The sequence below is a fragment of the Phycisphaerae bacterium genome (assembly GCA_017999985.1).
In the GTDB taxonomy this organism is placed as follows: Bacteria; Planctomycetota; Phycisphaerae; order UBA1845; family Fen-1342; genus JAGNKU01.
Genome location: JAGNKU010000023.1, coordinates 1 through 18,599 on the forward strand (window position 1 = coordinate 1; position 18,599 = coordinate 18,599).

Annotated in this window: 14 protein-coding genes; 8 read left to right on the plus strand and 6 right to left on the minus strand. The window is 67.1% G+C overall.

All coding sequences use genetic code 11. The annotated features are described in order from the left end of the window. Positions 1-542 precede the first annotated feature (542 nt). Positions 543-1,865, minus strand: coding sequence for a hypothetical protein (locus KA383_19670; GenBank protein MBP7748340.1), 1,323 nt, complete (start codon positions 1,863-1,865; stop codon positions 543-545). A 236-nt stretch (positions 1,866-2,101) separates the two neighbouring features. Between KA383_19670 and KA383_19675 the strand changes: the two genes are divergently transcribed. From KA383_19675 to KA383_19695, 5 genes are all read left to right on the plus strand, one after another. Beyond that, on the plus strand, positions 2,102-3,133 hold the full coding sequence (locus KA383_19675; protein MBP7748341.1) for a substrate-binding domain-containing protein: 1,032 nt from the start codon (positions 2,102-2,104) through the stop codon (positions 3,131-3,133). 122 nt (positions 3,134-3,255) lie between these two features. Further along, complete coding sequence (locus KA383_19680; GenBank protein ID MBP7748342.1) at positions 3,256-4,410, plus strand: Fic family protein; 1,155 nt, start codon at positions 3,256-3,258, stop codon at positions 4,408-4,410. Further along, positions 4,407-5,912, plus strand: a complete 1,506-nt coding sequence (locus KA383_19685) for a sugar ABC transporter ATP-binding protein (protein MBP7748343.1) — start codon at positions 4,407-4,409, stop codon at positions 5,910-5,912. Before KA383_19680 ends, KA383_19685 begins: the two co-directional genes overlap by 4 nt. Continuing rightward, positions 5,909-6,985 (plus strand): ABC transporter permease, encoded by a 1,077-nt coding sequence (locus tag KA383_19690; protein MBP7748344.1) that lies wholly within the window; start codon positions 5,909-5,911, stop codon positions 6,983-6,985. The genes KA383_19685 and KA383_19690 overlap by 4 nt, the downstream gene beginning before the upstream one ends. 88 nt (positions 6,986-7,073) lie before the next feature. Beyond that, positions 7,074-8,018 (plus strand): carbohydrate kinase family protein, encoded by a 945-nt coding sequence (locus KA383_19695; protein MBP7748345.1) that lies wholly within the window; start codon positions 7,074-7,076, stop codon positions 8,016-8,018. 63 nt (positions 8,019-8,081) lie between these two features. Here KA383_19695 and KA383_19700 read toward each other — a convergent pair whose 3' ends face one another. From KA383_19700 to KA383_19715, 4 genes are all read right to left on the minus strand, one after another. Beyond that, positions 8,082-8,801: a hypothetical protein gene (locus tag KA383_19700; protein ID MBP7748346.1), complete on the minus strand. Its 720-nt coding sequence runs from the start codon at positions 8,799-8,801 to the stop codon at positions 8,082-8,084. Between the two features lie 78 nt (positions 8,802-8,879). Next, positions 8,880-9,746 carry a hypothetical protein gene (locus KA383_19705; protein MBP7748347.1) on the minus strand — a complete coding sequence of 289 codons (867 nt, stop codon included), beginning with the start codon at positions 9,744-9,746 and terminating at the stop codon, positions 8,880-8,882. Between the two features lie 61 nt (positions 9,747-9,807). Further along, a complete protein-coding gene (locus tag KA383_19710) occupies positions 9,808-11,589 on the minus strand; it encodes a C40 family peptidase (protein MBP7748348.1) in 1,782 nt (593 codons plus the stop codon). 70 nt (positions 11,590-11,659) lie between these two features. Next, entirely contained in the window at positions 11,660-12,847 is a 1,188-nt protein-coding gene (locus tag KA383_19715; protein ID MBP7748349.1) for a DUF4855 domain-containing protein, read from the minus strand. 278 nt (positions 12,848-13,125) lie between these two features. Here KA383_19715 and KA383_19720 point away from each other — a divergent pair, with 278 nt between their 5' ends. Together KA383_19720 and KA383_19725 are read left to right on the plus strand one after the other, a co-directional pair. Continuing rightward, complete coding sequence (locus KA383_19720) at positions 13,126-14,034, plus strand: prepilin-type N-terminal cleavage/methylation domain-containing protein (protein MBP7748350.1); 909 nt, start codon at positions 13,126-13,128, stop codon at positions 14,032-14,034. A 59-nt stretch (positions 14,035-14,093) separates the two neighbouring features. After that, positions 14,094-14,489: a hypothetical protein gene (locus KA383_19725; protein ID MBP7748351.1), complete on the plus strand. Its 396-nt coding sequence runs from the start codon at positions 14,094-14,096 to the stop codon at positions 14,487-14,489. 54 nt (positions 14,490-14,543) lie between these two features. Here the strand turns inward: KA383_19725 and KA383_19730 are convergent, their stop codons facing one another. Beyond that, positions 14,544-17,510 (minus strand): hypothetical protein, encoded by a 2,967-nt coding sequence (locus KA383_19730; protein MBP7748352.1) that lies wholly within the window; start codon positions 17,508-17,510, stop codon positions 14,544-14,546. Between the two features lie 291 nt (positions 17,511-17,801). Here KA383_19730 and KA383_19735 point away from each other — a divergent pair, with 291 nt between their 5' ends. Beyond that, positions 17,802-18,524, plus strand: a complete 723-nt coding sequence (locus KA383_19735) for a hypothetical protein (GenBank protein ID MBP7748353.1) — start codon at positions 17,802-17,804, stop codon at positions 18,522-18,524. Positions 18,525-18,599: the final 75 nt, after the last annotated feature.

Sequence of the window (18,599 nt, forward strand, 5' to 3'; positions counted from 1 at the left end):
TGACCATCCGTGGCCTCCTGTGCGGGTGATGTTGTCAACACCACCATCTTCGCAGGAGGCCCACCTTTGCGCAAATGCACGTAAGTGCGCTGGGCACAAGCACTTATAGATTATCTAAATGCCATTCTAGAATGTCCCGATTACTGGGGCTCGGTCGTTCCAGGTCGAGACCTCATTCTCGACTCGCTCAGGCGTCCACGGGCTTGCGCCCGAGGCTACTTCCACACGCCCCGCTGCGCGGGCTGGGAGGGAAGAGCGGGCAGGATGCGGTGGTTCCGGGGTCGAGACCCCGGGCTACAGTCGTGCGCCCTGCGGGCGTTGAAGGGGAAGGCACCAAGGCATGGAGGCGAAGAGGGCCGGCCACACCAACGCGCGACTGCACCGGGCAGACATGGCCGTTCGGCACCGTTCTCGCGCCGGACGGCCGTCATCGTCCGCGAGTGCGTGACGCGCGCAGCGGGCCGGCTCGGAAGCGGCCATGCCACACGCGGGTGAGGCGCTTCTCGGCGTCCCAGGTCTACGCGCCGCGCCGCCCGGTCGGGTTAGCCTGGGCCGCCCAACAGGCTGCAAAACGCCTGCAAGTCTGCGAAGTCGACCACCTGGCCACCGGCGACATTGCCCGGGGCACAGTCCCCGAGCGCCGCGTGGTCAGCGCACGCCTGGAGGCGCGCCAGGTCGCCAAGATCGACGTCGCCGTCTTCGTCGTAGTCACCCGAGCCGATACCGAAATGCGGCAGGCGCAGCGCCGGATCGCCCAGCAGCACGAACATCTCGAAATAGTCGCGCGTGTGCTGGTGGTTCGGCCCATAGTCCGGGTCCGCCAGCAGTCGATAACACGCCGCCTGCCACGCCGGCCCGACTTCCCACTCGTCATCGACGAAGAACGACTGGAAGAAGTACTTCTCGAGCCGGCGGACCGATTCCCAGGCCTCCGAGGGGGCGGACCAGATCAGGTCGGTCGTACCGATGTAAGCGGCCGCCCCCTTGTTCGGCTCGCGGATCCAGAACTCGCCCAGCGTTTCACCATAGCTCCAGTTGAACTGCGCGGTCCCGCACGAGACCGCCAACACGACGCCGTACAGCCCCGCGTTTGAAAGCGCTTGTACGTTGGCCGTGTTGAACGCCGGGTCCCACCAGCTCGTAAAGCTGCTATGGCCGAAATACACCGTGAACAGCGCCCCAGCGTTCACGGCGGCGGTGATCTGTGCCGTGCCGCCGCCCTGCGATGCGTAGACCTTCGTGCTCGTGAAGCCCGCCGGCGTGAGGTAGTTGGCGATCACCCAGTTGTGCGTCGGCTCCGCGCCGGTGCCGGCATCCGCGGTGGCCAGCATGGCCGCCCGCTGCACGTACGCGGGGTCGGCGAATTCCCCGCTTTCAACGAGCAGCGTCTTGGTCACCGCCGCCTGGAGCTGCGCGACCGTGTCGACCGCGAAGCGCCCGATCGATACTTCCGGGTACCAGTCCGCCGCGCCATCCATGCACGCGTACGGCAGATCCGTGGTCGCCGTGTGCCAGCCGCCGCCCTCCCAATGCGGGATGGTCGTCGCGGTGGACGGCGCGGTGGAGCTATCGCTGTCGCCCACGATCAGCACGTAACCCCGCCACGCCGGATCGTACCAGCCCTGGATGATCCCCCGAATCGTCTCCTTCGTTGTGCCCACCGGCACCGTGTAGACTATCACGTCCAGTCCCTGGGCGACCCGTGCTGCGGCGAGTTGGGCCACCGCCGCGCTGCCGCCGAAGTCCTGCGCCGCCACGATCAAGTACCGGCCGGAGCGTGCCTCGACATTCACGGCCAGCACCCCGAACGCAAACACCGCCACCCATGCCCAGCAGCCGCCCCGCCGCCGTATCGTGGTGTACATCGTGGTTCGCCTCTCCCGGATTCCCGTCCGGCACCCCCATGCACCGGTCCGTCCCCGGCCGTGTTCCCTCGCACGGCCGCGAGCCAGCACTCTACGTCTCACCCTACCACAAGCGGGCTGCCCGCTGCAACGCCTTCACGACAGCCCGGGCGTCGTTGCATGGTCACGCGCGCCGCAGCGTTAGGTTATCATGTGCGGCACGATCGACCTGACCGTTCATGCGGAGGAGATGCGCAATGACTCGATGCTTGCTGCTGTGCGCCCTCGTGGCGGCCATCTGGGGTTGTGAGCGACCGACGCCACCGAGCAGCGCCGGGGCAACGCAGCCAGCCGGTCCGGGTACCAGCACTCAGCCCAGTCAGGCCAAGCTGCGCATCGCGGTCATTCCAAAGGGCACCACGCACGATTTCTGGAAGTCCGTCCACGCCGGTGCCATCAAGGCAGGCCGCGAACTGGGCGACGTCGAGGTCATCTTTCGCGGACCCGAGAAGGAGGACGACCGCGAGCAGCAGGTCTCACTCGTCCAGAACTTCATCAGCGGCCGGATCGACGCGATCGTCCTCGCACCCCTCGACGACAAGGCCCTGGTCCCGGCCGCCCGGCAGGCCATGGCGGCACAGATCCCGGTCGTGATCATCGATTCCGCCCTGGCCGGCGAGGCTGGCCACGATTTCGTCAGTTTCGCCGCCACGAACAACTACCAGGGCGGCGTGCTGGCCGGCGAGCGCATGGGTGCGCTACTCGCCGGCAAGGGCCGTGTGCTGCTGCTGCGCTACCAGGAAGGCTCGGCGAGCACCACCGATCGCGAACGCGGCTTCACGGAGGCCCTGACCAAGTTCCCGGGCATCGAGTTGGTCGATCGCAAGCGCTACGCCGGCCCGACGCGCGCGACCGCGCAGGAGGCCGCCGAGAATCTGCTCACCGCCGACAGCAACGTCGCCGGCGTCTTCTGCCCCAACGAGTCCTCCACCTTCGGCATGTTGCTCGCGCTGCGCAGCCGCGGACTGACGGGCAAGCTCAAGTTCGTCGGCTTCGATGCAAGCCCCGGCCTGGTCGAGGCGCTGGGCAAGGGCGAGCTCGACGGCCTGGTCGTGCAGAATCCTATGAAGATGGGCTACGTCGGCGTGAAGACGGCTGTCGATCATATCCGCGGACAGACCGTCCCACCGCTGCAGGACACTGGGGTCGTCCTCGTGACGCCGGAGACCATGAAGCGGCCGGAGTACCAGGAACTGCTGGCGCCGGACCTGTCCAGTTACCTGAAATGAAACACCAACCGCCCGCTCCTTTTGAAACCGCACTTGCAATGCGCGCCGATCTTTGAAAGAATATCACTCTGAAGTTTCAAAGGTGTCCGCGCCGGCCGCGGCGCGCAGCCCGGGATACACGGATGGACCCAAGTGAATTAAAGTCTGCCGCCGCCGGTCGGGCAGTACGCGTTCCCGCCGGCTACTGGGCCTTTCTCCCGGCCCCGCTGCCGCCGGAACTGCGCTATGATGCCCAGCTCGTGCTGCGCCTTTCCCAAGCGGATGCGGCCCTGAGTGAGCTTTCCGGCCTCGGCCGACACCTGCCCAACCCGCATCTGCTCATCGCGCCCTACGTGCAGCGTGAGGCCGTCCTTTCCTCCCGCATCGAAGGTACCAAGACCAACCTGTCCGAGCTCCTCCGCGAGCAAGTGCAGCCCGACCCGGCACTCGGACAGTCACAGGATGTTCGCGAGGTGCGCAATTACGTCCGCGCGCTCGAACTCGGTATCCGGCGCCTACCGAAACTGCCGCTCAGCCTGCGGCTGGTCCGTGAAATACACGCCGAGCTGATGCATGGCGTGCGCGGCGGTCAGGCCACGCCCGGCGAGTTCCGGCGCTCACAAAACTGGATCGGCCCACCCGGTAGTACGCCCGCCACCGCGACGTATGTTCCCCCGCCGCCGAGTGAACTCATGCCCGCGCTTGGCGCGTGGGAGAAGTTCGTGCGCCGCCGGGACGTGTGGCCCGATCTCGTGCAATGCGCTCTCATGCACGAGCAATTCGAGGCCATCCATCCGTTCCTCGACGGCAACGGACGCGTCGGCCGGCTGCTGATCACACTGTTTCTCATGGAGCGCGGGCGTCTCTCCCAGCCCCTGCTCTACCTCTCCGCCTTCTTCGAAGCCCATCGGCAGGAGTACTACCGCCACTTGCAGGCCGTGCGCACCGACGGGGACTGGGCTGGCTGGATTGGGTATTTCCTGCACGGCGTCGCGGAGACGGCACGGGAGGCAGTCCAGCGTGCCGGCGTCTTGATGGACCTGCGTGAGAAGTATCGCCAGCGGCTTCGCGCGCACGCGAAGGCTCTGGCGCTGCTGGATGAGCTCTTCATCAACCCATACGTGACCGTCGCCCGCGCGGCGAAACTGCTGAAGACCTCGAACCCCACCGCGCGCAAGGCCGTCGAACGCCTGCGGGCTATCGAGATGCTGACGGAAACCACCGGCCGCGCCTGGGGACGCGTGTACCTCGCGCGCCCCATCCTGCGAGCGATCGAGCGGCCGGCGAAAGCAGAATGATGGACACGCCGCGACTGGAAATGCATCGGGTCTGCAAGCGTTTCGGCGCGACCGCCGCTTTGACCGATGTCGACCTCGTGGTCCACGCCGGCGAAGTTCATGCCCTGATCGGTGAGAATGGCGCGGGCAAGTCAACGCTGATGAAGATTCTTGCCGGCGCCTTGCGGCCCGACGCCGGACACATCCGTCTCGACGGCGGGCCGTTCACGCCGGCCAACCCCCTCGCCGCGCGCATCGCCGGCGTCGCCATGATCTACCAGGAGCTGAACCTCGCCCCCCACTTGACCGTCGAGGGGAACATCACTCTCGGAGCCGAGAAACACTGGGCCGGCCTCATCCGCCACGCCGCCCACCGCCGCCGGATCGCCGACATCTTCCGGCGCCTCGGCCGCCCGGACCTGCGCCCCGAAACGCCCGTCCGGCGACTCTCCTCCGCGGAGCGGCAGCTCGTCGAAATCGCCCGCGCGCTGCTCACCGAGGCCCGCGTCCTCGTCATGGACGAGCCCACCAGCAGCCTCGGCCTCGCGGACATCGAGCAGCTCTTTGCCGTCATCGACCGTCTGCGGGCTGACGGCGTCGCCATCGTCTACATCTCGCACTTCCTCGAAGAAGTGCAGCGCGTTGCCCAGCGCTACACCGTGTTGCGCGACGGACGCAACGTCGGCAGCGGCGCCATGGCCAATGTGACGCTCAGCCAAATCGTCGAACTGATGATCGGCCGGCGACTCACGGAGTTGTTTCCGCAGGTACCGCACGAGCCCGGCTCGCCGATCCTCGAAATCCGCGCGCTGACCGGACAGCGGCTGCCCATCAGTGCCAACCTCACGCTGCAGCGCGGCGAAATCCTCGGCCTCGCGGGACTCGTCGGCGCTGGCCGCACGGAACTGCTTCGCTGCCTCTTCGCGCTCGCCCCGGTGAAACGCGGCGAAGTACGCATTGCCCAGTTGGCCGCCGGCAAGCACACGCCCGCCGCGCGCCTCCAAGAAGGTGTCGGCCTGCTCAGTGAAGACCGCCAGACCGAGGGCCTCGCGCTCGCGCGCTCGGTCGCCGACAACATCCTGCTCAGCCGCCTCGCGTCCGTCGCCCGCTGGGGCTGGATCAACCCGCGTGCCTTGCACCGCACTGCCGCCGGCTGGATCCAACGCCTCGACATTCGCGCTCGCAACCCCCGTCAACGCGTCCGCGACCTCTCCGGCGGCAACCAGCAGAAGGCCGCGCTGGCGCGTCTGCTGCACCACGGCGTCGATGTGCTGCTGCTCGACGAACCCACGCGCGGCATCGACGTCGCCAGCAAGGCCCAGATTTACCAGCTCATCGGCGAACTCGCCGCCCGCGGCAAGGCCATCCTGGTCGTCAGCAGCTACATCCCGGAACTGCTCGGCATCTGCGACCGCATCGCCGTCATGCACCGCGGCCGGCTCGGCCCGCCGCGCCCCGCGCGCGACTGGACCGAGCACACCCTCATGAGCGTCGCCGCCAGCGGCAAGGAGTTGACCCCGTGACCGATGTGGCCCTGCCCGACCTGCGCGACAAACGCTCCTCCGTCGGCGAACGCGCCCTGACGGCGCTCGCGCCGTTCCTCGGCCTGATCGTCGTCATCGCCATCTTCTACGCCATCCCGCCGCATCCGCGCGTCACGCTGCTCGATCTGCAGACGGTCGCCGTCCACATGGTCATCGTCGGCATCACCGCGATGGGCATGACGTTCATCATCATCAGCGGCGGGATCGACCTGTCCGTCGGCTCCGCCATCGCGCTCGCGAGCGTCACCGTGGCGATCACGCTCGCCGGCGGCTGGCAGTTCACGTTTCTGGACTGCTGGCACCTGGGCTGGTTGAACCCCGCCGGACCAATCAATGCATTCGCGCGTACCTGGCCGATACCCGCCGCGTTGGGCGTTGCGCTTGGCACCGGCGCCCTGTGCGGCCTGTACAACGCGTTGCTCATCACGGTCCTGCGTCTGCCGCCGTTCATCGCGACGCTCGGCACGCTCGGCTTCTACCGCGGCATGTCCAAGTGGATCTCGAACAGCATGCCGGTAACGCCGCCCAGCGCCCACGGCCTCGACGCCTGGGTCCGCCCCGTGCCGTTGCAAGAGTGGCTCCCTGTCGCGCCCGGCGTGTTTCTCATGGTCGGGTTGGCCATCTTACTCGCCGCCGTGCTGCGCTACACGATCCTCGGCCGCTACACCTTCGCCATCGGCTCCAACGAAGCCACCGCCCGCCTCTGCGGCCTCCGCGTGCCGCGCCTGAAGATCTGCATCTACGTGCTCGCCGGCCTGCTCACCGGCCTCGCCGGCCTCATGCAATTCGCCCGCCTCACACAGGGCGACCCCACGGTCGCGGTCGGCGTCGAGCTCGACGTCATCGCCGCGGTCGTCATCGGCGGCGGCTCGCTCTCCGGCGGACAAGGCTCGATGCTTGGCACGCTCGCGGGTGCGTTCCTGATGGCGTACCTGCGCAATCGCTGCACCGTGCTGGGCTGGTCGAATTTCGTGCAGGAAATGATCGTCGGACACATCATCATCATCGCGGTCGCGGTCGACCAATGGCGTGTCCGCCGCACGGAACATTGACTCCCCTCCCTTCCAGGAAGGGGCCGGGGGAGGGTAGAAGACAGCAGCGCCGATCGCCCGTGCTGCCGACCGACTCGAAAGGACGCCCATGCACGACATCCTCATCATCGGCATCGCCACCGTGGACGCCATCGGTCGCCCCATCGACGCGTTTCCCAGCCCCGGCGGCCTGCGGTTCTTCGACCGGCTTACCATGAGCACCGGCGGCAACGCCATCAATTGCTCCATCGCCCTGGCCAAGCTCGGCGTCCCCTGCGACACCATCGCCCGCGTCGGCACCGACATGCTCGGCGATTACGTCGTCGCGGAGCTGGCGCGGCACGGCATCGGCACCGCCGGCATCGTCCGCGACCCGGACGCCAGCACGTCGTTCACCTTCGCGTGCGTGGCCTCCACCGGCGAGCGCTGCTTCTTTCACACCATGGGGGCCGATGCGCGTATCTGCGCCGACGACGTGCCCGCGGTTGCGCTCCGGGGCCGCAAGCTCGTTTTCCTGACCGGCACCATGGTGATGGAAACACTCGATGGCCCGCAGACCGCGGAAGTGCTCGCCGCCGCCCGGGCCGCCGGCGCGCGGACGCTGCTTGATACCGTCTTCGTCGAGTCCATCCCGCAATCCGAATGGCAGCGGCGTGTCCTGCCTGCGCTGCGCCACTGCGATTACTTCATTCCTTCACACCCGGAGGCCCGCGCCATCACCGGCCTGGATGATCTCTCCGCCATCGCCCGCAATTTCCAAGCCTGCGGCGCCCGCAACGTCGTCATCAAGTGCGACGCGCAGGGCGCGTTCTGCCGCGACGCCGCCGGCCACGAGGAACGCGTGCCCGCCTTCCGTGTTCCACACGTCGTGGACACGACCGGCGCCGGCGACTGCTGGAGCGCCGGCTTTCTCACCGGCCTGCACCAGAACCTCCCCATGGCCGCCGCCGCCCGTCTCGGCAACGCCGTCGCCGCCCACGGCATTCAGGCCGCAGGTGCCACCGCCGGCGTCAAGCCGCTCGCGGAAATCCAGCGTTTCGCCGAGCGCGGCTGACGCATGCCCCCCTCCCTCGCAGGGCGGCAGGGGGAGGGTCAGGGCAGCAGGCGAGTCAGTTACTCACCTTCCCACGCGCAGCGCCCGTATCTCATACGGCTTGAATTCCGCCGTGATTGTCCGCCCGGCCACCGTGACCTTACCAGCTTTCTGCCACGCGCGCTCCAGGAAGTCGTTCTCAATCGCGCTCTGCACCGCGAACCCCAGTGTGATCGTCGCCATCACGGTCTGTCCGGCGCACTCGTACGCGCGAATGATGAAGTCGTCGTTATCCTCGGCGCATTTCACCGCCGTCACAATGATGTTGGCGGGCGCCGCCTCACAACCCGACCACGCGGATGGCAGTGTCCCGCCCTCCGGCGCCGTCTCCAGCACCAATACATCGAGCGGCCGATTGAACGCCCATGCCGCCCGCGCCGTCGCCGCCTTGTCCAGCGGCCCCGTGTGCGGCACCGCCGCGTAGCGCATGTGATGCGTGCCCACGTCCGGCTGCGGGTCAGGATCATACGAGCTGCGCAGTGGTGTCAGCCGCACGACGCCGTCCTTCACGTCGTAGCCGTGCTTGCAGTCGTTCAGCACACTAACGCCACGCTGCGCATCGCTGAGCGCGCCGCACAGCCCATACGTGGTCGCCGCCGCAACCACCTGCTCGACAACGAACTGGGCCGCCGCCTTCTGCACATCCGTAAGCTCCGCATCGCCATCCCCCGCCGGTGGCACGCAACCCCCCACCGACAACATCGACCCGACCAGCGGCAGCGCAAGCACCGAATTCCGTGACATGGTGCATCCTCCGGAGACATGAACCTGATCGTCCAGCACCGGCCGCACCGTAACCGCCCGCGCGGACCCGGCAACCGCTCACCGATCCTCCGCGCCTTGAAGCGCCCGCCAGTATGCGCTGCCATTCCGCCGTTGTCGGAACTCCGCGAGCAACTCCTCGTCCACGGGGAACAGCGGCGACCAAGCCTGTCGGATGAATGCCCACCCCGCATCCTCATTCCCGGAGTACATCAGATCCAGCGCGCGCTGGAATAGGGTTGCCGGGATGTACCATTGGCTGTATCGGCCTTGATTCTCCGCCCATCTCGCTGCGCTGCGCACAGCTTCTGCCTCGCGCGCCAACTCATGCGCTGGCGGTGCCGGTGCGCACATCAAATCACGCGCCACCTCGTATCTCGCGCCCGTCCAGTGCAGGATCACGGCTGGTGCCGGTGAATCCGCGAAGCAACCAGGCCAATACGCGAATGTCCAGTCGTTCAGCAGGACTTCCGGCAAGCCGTCTGCGTCGACGTCCTTGAACTCGGGCTTCGTATGTTGCCCTTCAACCCGGGCGAGGACGCGGAACACCGGGCCCAACTGGAACACTTCCACGTCGAAACAGCAGTGCGCGCCACCGGTCCACTCCAGGACAATCGCGTCCGGGATACCATCAGCGGTAACATCAGTACCCGCCTCGATGAGCGTCGGGCCGTACCTGCTGCCACCGATTTCGAACACGTGGCCAGTTCGCTCGTAAATCCGTTGACCGTCACGCAAGATTTCGACGCGCCCTTCGCCGACGTCTGGCCGCCACGTTCGAATCTCGTATTCGCCGACCGCCGCGCTGCCCGTCAGATCTCCGACCGGCACCGTGTGCGCCGCTGCCGCTGACGCGCCCGTCGCCTTTTCCTCGCCGCGTGGCACATCTGTCCGCTGGCACGCCCCCGCCCCTACCGTGATGCCCATGAGCAATCCGCGCGCGACGGTCAGCCACGACCGACGCGTCGCGGTCCGGTCGCAAGGGCACTTACGGCCGCTTCGCCATGAAGAAGTACCGCTCATACTCCTCTTCGTACAGCGGGTCGTTCGGGTCGAAGCTGCTGATCAGCACGCACGGCGGCGAGCTGTGCACGAAGTGCGTCGCGTCGAGCGCGATCGCCGTGTGATACAGCTTGCCCGAATCGCGAATGAAGAACAGTTGATCCCCCGCCCGGATGTTCGTCCGGTGCCACGCCGTCGCCACCAGCTCACCCGCGAACGCCTGCTGCCATACATCGCGCGCCGGTGTACGCCCGTCACGCATCCACGCACTGGTCACCAGCCCGCTGCAATCCACCCCCAGCGGCGAACGCGCCCCGAAGACATACGGCACATACAGCAGTTCCAGCGCCGCCGCCACACGCCGCTGCGCCCCTTCTTCCGGCGTGTCGATCCGCAGCGCGTCGGCCGGCGCCGCCAGCGCGCCACCGGCCGGCAGCAGAATCCGCGGATCCGCCCCGGTTTCCGCCAGGCGCACACGCGCGCCACGCGGCACGAACACCTCCTGCTCCGTGATGTCGCGCAGCGTGACGGCCACCGGATGTTGTACGTATGCGTCGAACTGGTCCGCGGTGAGTGGCTCCACCGCCGTCTCGTCCACCCAGCCCCAGTAACCATCGCCCGCGAGCAGCAAATAGCAGCCATCACGCCGCGTCAGCAGGAACAGCGGCTCGCCGAAAAGGATCTGCGTCTGCCGTCCCCCGGCGTTGCCCGGCTTCATGTAGGTCAGCGCCATGGGCGCCCGGCACGCGCCGAACAGCCGCTCGCCGAGCTGTCCGCGATCGGGTAGCGCGCGGATTTCGTTGCGTACCTGCTCGATGCCGGCATCGTGCAGCGCCTTTTCGAGTCCCAGCGCGAGGCGCGGCACATTCGTGTTGCCGCGGATCGTAATGCCCTCGTCGCCGGTTGCCGTCGCATCGAAATACACCAGGCTGCGCGCCGTGATGCTGACCCGGCCGAACAGGTCGCAGAACCAGTCCGCCTGCGCGCTCGGCAAGCGGCCCGCCGGCCAGAGCGTGCGGCCCACGCTGGTTGCCGGGCCGCGCACATTCGGCGTGTCACCGTCGGCGTCCGCGGGCGACCGGACCGGAGTCGGGCGCGCCGTCTTCGCCGCAGCGCAGTAGGCGCGAATTCCGCCGTAGATCCGGCGGGCATTCTCGAAACACGCCCGCCGCACGGGCACATCGATCGCGGTCGCCGCACCCGGGCGCGGCAGCTCGACGCAGCATATAGCCGCCGCGACCGATGCATCGACGGTCAGTCCGGCGCGGACGCCAGTTTGCGGCGGCACGTTCAGCGCGGTCGCCAGGTCCGCGCTGAGTTGCACGTCCGTGACGCGCTCCCCAAGCGGGCTGACGGTCGGCTCCGTCCGGTCCGACGCGTAGCGCAGGACGACGCACACATCGCAGTCGCGCCCGCGCGTCACATCGAACCGCTGGTCCCGCCGATCCCGGCCGGAATCCGTCGAGAGCGTATCATCGGAGCGCAGCAGGATGGCCCCTGCACGGGCCTCGTGCACGAAATGATACAGCAGTCCCCCCGTCAGCAGGCTCAGATCATCGTCCAGCCGCGGTGCCGTCGCTGCGGGCGCCTCGTCGCCGGGGTCGAGTGCAATCACCCAGCCGGCCAGTTCACCCCGTGGTGCCGCCCAGAGCGGCGTGAAGCCCTCGATCGCAGCCTGGATACTCGCATCCGTCGGTGGCGCCGCAACAGCGTTGCGGGCGAACAGCATCGACACAACCAGTAAGAGCACCGGCAACACACGGTTCACTGCGCACCTCCGTTCCATGGTGCGGGCAGTATAGTGCGTCCCGCGCGGATCGGGAGTGCCGGCCCCGGTATCAGTTCGACGCGTTATCGGCCGCACGGTGCCGCCGCACGAAGTCGTACAGCGCCTCGTAGAGCGGAGCGAGTTCGGGTGTCGTGGCCATGCGTTCCACCGACCGCAGCCCCTGGTAGTACCCGATCGGCACAGTCCGCCAGCTCGGGTGCTCGGCGGGGATAACGTCCAGGTAGTCGCGCAGCCGCTGCCGCGCGGCCTCGTCCTTCACCAGGGCCTCGTCGAATTCAACTTCCACGCCCGCCCCCACCGACGCCGCGTTGCGGACGATGCTCACCAGTTCCGGCCGCTCCTTCTTCCAGCGCGCGAAGAAGTAATTCGGCTGGATCATCAGGTAGTCGATGCGCTCCGCCGCCGGCGCCTGCATCAGTTCACGAATGACGCCGATCCGCTCGCCGCCGTACGGGCTGTATGGAATCCAACTGAGCGTGAGGCGCCGCCCGTCGCTACGTAGCGTGTGGACGTGTGCCGCCACCTGTCGGATCAGGCTCAGGTCGGTCAACAGCTCCGCGTTCACCGTCGCCTCCGCCGCCCGCAGGTTGCGATGCCCCTCGTTGAACCAGTAGAACCCCAGCAGCCGCAGGCGCTGGAACCCGGCGCTCTGCCAGCGCGCCAATGCCGCGTCGGCGTACCAGCGCACCGCGGCCAGCCGCGGCTCGTCGCTCGTGCGGAAATCAAACTGCGGCTCTGCGCCGGCCTCGTTCCACGCGGCGACGCGCACGTCCGGGTACGGCAACGTCAGGATCACCCACGGCCGCACCGGCCGGCCCAGCTTCGCCCCCAGCTCCTCGGCCGCCGCTTCCAGCGCGTGAAGTTGTTTGCCCGGCTCGAACAGCCGGTCGAGGCATTCATCCCAATCGACCCGCGTGGTCGGCGTCGCGTTCGCACTGGTCTCGAACAGGTGCCCGCGTGAGCTCTTGCGGTACATCCACAGGTACGTGTCGAACAGCACATCATCCGCGCGCTCGTCCGGCGTGCCGCGGGCGCGATAGTCCCCCAGACAATGCTTCAGCCGCTCCGGCGTCCAGTCGCGCGGTCCGTTCGCGTCGAAGCAGTAGTAGACCAGCAGGATGTCCGGCGCGGCCGGGGACGGCTCCCCCGCGGCCGGCATTGTGCTCGGCTCGTCGGCCCGCCCAGCCAGCCCCCCGCCCACCGCCAGCACAATGCAGCCCAGGCGCAGCAGCGTCATGGCAAGTTCTCCCGCGGCGGCGGCGTGCGCCGCACGGCCGGACCGGCGACCTCCGCCGTCACGGCCGGCGCGCCGCACCGGCACCATGGACGCGATTTTCACCGGCTGGACTGCGCCCGCAAGCCACAAACGCGGGCCGGCGCACTGGCTGGCCGGGGGCGGTCGCGGGCCCCCCGCGGCTCCGATCAAGCGATTGTGGTTGCATGGCCGATAAGAAGTGGGGTAAGATTGAGAGTACATCTGATGGGGGCTGTACAGGCCTGCCGGAGTAGCGGCCCATGTGTAAGTCTAGGTGCAATCGGAAACGGATCCCCCTGTCAGCCGCGGGTGCGTCGGCTTTTACCCTGATCGAGCTGCTGGTGGTGGTCGCCATCATCGCGCTGCTGATCAGCATCCTGTTGCCGTCACTGGGCAAGGCCCGCGAGAGCGCCCGGTGCGTGAAGTGCGCCACGAACCTCCGGTCGATTACGCAGGGCTCGTTGGCGTACATGGCGCTTTGGAACCGGTTCACGCACGCGCAACTCTTCCCCCAGCAACTGTCCCAACAGGGAGAGTATTTCTGGGGCGAGGGCAAGTGGCTCCGCGGCGAAGGGTCGCTGCTCGGGGGCGAGGAGAGCGCGCTGTGGGGCTGTCCGAACGCGCTCAAAGCCCGCGGACCGTGGACCGACACGGGCTGGATGTACCGCTACCCCTTCCTCAGCTACGGCGCGAACGACTGGGGACTCGGAGAAAGTGGCTTCGACCAGGATGATGGCCAGGAACATATCACCGGTCTGCTGGACTCCATCGACGGCGACTGGAATTTCAGCAAGATCTGGGGTGTTCGCGACAGCGCCGTCGTCCAGGCGGCGAAGTTCATTACCTTCGGCGAATCCAACCGCGACGGCGCCTGGGACCAAGTGATCTCGCAGGACATGAAGGACTGGTGCTGGGGCCCGGAGACGCCGGGCGCAATCCACCCTCGCAACCAGTTATGGGGCATGAACATCGGGTTCTTCGACGGACACGTCGAGTGGTATGCGACGTTCCGGTCTCCAGAATTCGACTTGCAGCGCAGCCAGCGACAAGTCGCCGGCGTCATGCAGTCCGATGCCCCGGCGCGCTTCTTCCCGGACAACGTGCGCGATTCGTGGCGGAAGATGTGGACGCGCGACTACAAGCCGCACCTGGGAATCAAGAATGACTGAGCACGTCGGGCCGCGGTGCCCGTCCACGCCTGTTCCAAGCTGCGAGAGGTGCTTGTCGTATGACTGATGGTCAGAAGAGCGCGGTACGGATCGGCCTCATCATCTTCGTCATCGCCGCGTTCGCATATTCGGGTATCAGCTTCTGGAACAACGCCGGCACCCCGCGCGGCAGCGAGAAGGACGAGGTCCTCCTTTGTTGCACAGGCTGCAACCAGGACTCGGTTGTCTCGGCGGCCGAGTATCACAAACTGCCGCACGATTCCGCAACGGGGAAGAGCCAGTGCCCGAAGTGCGGCGCCATGACCGCCGTCATCGCGTCGGTGCGCTGTCCGAAGTGCCAGCGCGCCATCCCGCCGCAACCTCCCGGTGCTCCTATGGTCTGCCCCTACTGCAAGGCCCCGATGTTCGAACCGGATGATGAGGAGGCCGGGGCCCCGGCGCCCGCCGGTCAGTAACCGCGGCGCGCCCTTCGCCGCTTCGCCGGATTGCAGCGCGGTCTGCTGGCGCCCCTACAGCCCGCCACCAGTTAGCAGGGTCACGAACGGGTTGATGTCACCGAACGACGGATAGTTGCCGTCACCGTCGATATCGCCGCTGCGCGGATCGCAACCGGCGTACGTCGTCAGCCAGACCGGGTGGTTCGATAGATACAATACGAACGCGTTGATGTCGCCGAAGTTGACGACCCCGTCGCAATTCAGATCACCGACCCTATAAGGCTGCGGGTACACGCACACGCCGTCCAGCCACAGATCGAAGCCGGCCCCCCACGTGTCGGCGTGGATCTCCAGGTAGTTGATCTGCGCCAGGCTCGGCGTGCCGTTCGTTGTTCGTGTCCAGGTCGAATTGCCGGCGATCGGCACGACGAACTCGCGCCACTGATCCTCCGCCGTGTTGAGGATGTCCCACGACGGCGTCCACTGGAAATAGCCGTCCTGGTAGCTGCCCAGCCGGACCCAGGGGCTCTGGCTCTGGTAGCTGAAGTTCGGGTTCTCGGAGTACGCCCAGAAGCGGATGCTCTGCACGCTGCTCAGGTCCCACTTGGCGAGGATGCCCGCCGGGTAGCGCACGTAGTTGTCATACCCGCCGGTGTACTCGCCCAGCAGCGACGCCGCGCCGACCTTCTTCCGGACGGCATCATCGGACAGCGTGATCGTCCCATCCTGGGCCCACGATGACCAGTTCGCCGCGTTCAGCTCGGCCATGTCGGCCGGCGGGTAGTGCTGGATGCCGCCGCCGATCGAGACCTGCCGCTCGAACGTGGCGGACTGGGTCTGCCCCTGGAAATACGCGACGTTCACCTCGGTGATGTCGAGCCAGGCGTAATCGACGAACTCGTCGTACTCGATCTTGAAGTGCAGCAGGCCGTTGGTGCCGACAACCGCCAGATAGCCGAACGGGTTGTCGTGCAGTTGTTCGCCGGCGAAGGTGGGCGGAACCATGCTCGGGTTGATGGGCACGTTCGGCAGCGTCCACTCGCCGCTGGCGTCGGTGACCCCCTGCGCCTTGATCTGGTTGGCGATGACCTTGCCCTCGGGGCGCTCGGCGAGCTGGTACATCTTGACCGTGGCGCCCGCCAGCGGCTGGCCGTAGTAGTCCAGGATGCGCAGCTTGATCTGCTCCGGCATGTGGTACATGTACTGGCCGTAATAGCCGTGGACGATGTCCGCCCAGGCATTCATCCCCAGGGCGCTGTGCGTCGAATAGAACGGCGAGCAGCCGTTCATCAGGCAGGGCACGGCCGAGTAGCCCATGTTGGAAACCAGGTTCTGGTCGGCGCTGAGATCGAGCTGGTAGATGTCGATCAATCCGAGCTGGTGCGACAGCTCGTGGCACAGGCCGTAGTCGATGTCCACGTCGGCGTGGTAGTAGCCCGGCGAGCGCGGGTCCCCATACGGATGGCCGTAGTAGCGGAACGGAAAGACCCCGAAATAGATGGTCTGCACGCCCGGATCCGGATCGTGATCGCTGAGCACTTCCAGCAGGTCATAGTGCACGCGCTTGACGCTGCCCGCGTCCGCGAACATCTGGTTCATGCGGTCCATGTGCCGCTGCAGCCAGTCGAGCATGTCCTCGGTCGCGGCCTGCGGGTAGTTGGGTGTGCTGCGCTCGCGGAAATCCTCGATCACGCTGAGGTCGACGTACGTCAGGAACGGGGCCGACTTCGTCCAGATCGACCGCGAGTTGTTGTCGGCGTGGCTGTCGCTGACGTTCAGCGTGAAGCAGATTTCGTGCCACTGCCCATCCCACGGCAGCACGTAGGCAAAGGTCGTCACGGCGCCCGGCGCCAGCGTCACCGGCACCGCGGGCGTGCTTACCGCGACGCCGTCCAAGCGCCACGTCGCACTCAGCGTGCCGGTCCAGGTCACCGTCCCGCGGTTGCGGACATGCGCTGTATACGTCACCGGGTCGTCGGCGATCGGCCAGCGCTGGGTCGTGGCACTCTGCCCGCCCCCGAGACTCGTCGCCGCGGAAAACACGTACGGCCCGAACCCGTTCGGCTCGGTCACCCAGTAATACGTGTATTCCGGCCAGTAGCGCGGGTAGCGCGGTGTGCGCGAAATATGTGTCACTTGCAGGTCGGTCTCATTCCGCGGCGTGCGCGGCCCGATCGACTCCACCTGCGTCGTCTCGCCGCCGCCGCTCATCACGGCCGTTACCGCATAGTGGTAGTGCACGCCGTTGACGGCAGTGGTGTCCGCATAACTCGTGTTGTTCAGGCCGGCGATAGTGGCGAGCGGCGTCCGCCCCGTAACGTTGGTGAAGGCCTGGGTGTCACGATACACCGCGTAATGGTCGAACTCGCCGAGGAAGTCGTTGAACGGCAGCCAATTGAGGTCCACGCGCTGGTGGCCGGCGACCGCGATCAGCGCCTCCGGCGGCGCAAATGGCACATCGAACCGCAGCCCGTCGAACCACGCGGTGAAGTTGCAGCCCCACGTGTCGCCGTGGATCTCGATGTAATTGACGTTGGACAGGCTCGGCGCGCCGACCGTTGTGACGCTCCAGGTCGCATCGCCATTGAACGGCACGGTGACCTGCACCCACTGCCCCAGCGCGGCGTTCAAGAAATCCTGGCTGGGGTGGAAGGCATAGTAGTCGTCGGGCGTCGTGCAGACGTGAATCCAGGGGCACGGCCCCTGAAAAGCCCCGTTCGGGTTCGTCGTGTGAACCCAGAACTTCAGCCCGCCGCTGCCGGCGGCGAGCAAGTCCCACCCGGCATTCTGTGTCACCGGCGCCCACAGCCAGGTGTCGAAGCACCCGGTGGTTTCATAGCGCAGCGATGCGGAGCCGGTCATCCGGCGCGCGGTGTCGTTGTAGACCGCCGAGCTCGCCCCGTTGGCGGCGGCCCCCCACTGGGCAGCGCTGAACTCGGTGAGGGCGTCTGGCGCGGGTGGAGGCGCCGCCTGCGTAACCTGGAACAATCCGCCCAGCAGGCAGGTAACCGCCAGCAGCATCGTGTGGGAACGTAACATCCTTCGACCTCCAAATCGCCGCACGGGGGACAAGACGCCCCGCGGAGGCTTAGGGAAGCATTGGCCGGGCACGCGCCGTGCACGTCGCAACGCGGACCGGCCTTACCGACAGCTTAACGGAAAGGGCGGGCGACTCAAAGCCGGACGTGCTTTCGGGCCCGCCGTCGCCGAAAACGCGGAAAATCCGATAGGCGACCAGCCCGGCCATGTTATAATAGACCCGCAGTGCGCCGCGTGCCGGGACGCGGCGGGCTGCGGTCAACAAGCGCCCGGATTAGTGGAGGAGTGGAGATGAGGATTCCCATCGCAATGGCGGCCGTGTTGGCATTGACCGGCATCGCCGTGGCAGACGTCTGGTACGATTCAAATGGGTTTGAGCCGGCCACCTTCGTCCCCGGCCCACTCGCCGGCCAGGACGGCTGGACTGCCAGCGGCGCCGGCGGCGGCATCGCGCCGCAAGTTGTGACCGCGCCGGACCCGGTCGTGGGCACGCAAGCGGTGCGGCTCTACGTCGGCGACACGCAGGGCGACACGTCCGTGATGGACATCGGCATCGCCGACCCGGTGGCTGCGGGCTGGGACGTTGTCACGGTGAGCTACGACATCTACCGCGACGCCCAGATCCAGAACCTGTGGTGGTGGTGGTGGGACGCCGGCGAGCCGACCTACGGCCTGCAGTGGGACCTGTCGCAGGCCACCCACCCGTTCGGCTGGAGCACGGGTGCCGGGCAGGCCCCGACCGCGTTCGGGATTTATGCCAACCTGAAAATGGAATGGAACTTCGTCACGAACACCGCCTCGTCGTGGTACAACGGCGTGCTGGTGGACAACAACATTCCGCTCAGCGGCATCACGAGCTTGACGGGCTGGACGATCCAGTTCGGCCACGACTCTGGATCGGGCACCGGTGCGGAAACCGTGTACATCGACAACTTCGTCGTGACCGTGACGCCTGAGCCGGCCGCGTTGAGCCTGCTCGCGCTGGGCGGCCTGGCCCTCCTGCGCCGGCGCTAGTCGCCGCAGGCACACGAACCTGAAAAGACACCCCGTCCGGGAGCCGGGCGGGGTGTCTTCTTGCGCCGGCGGTGC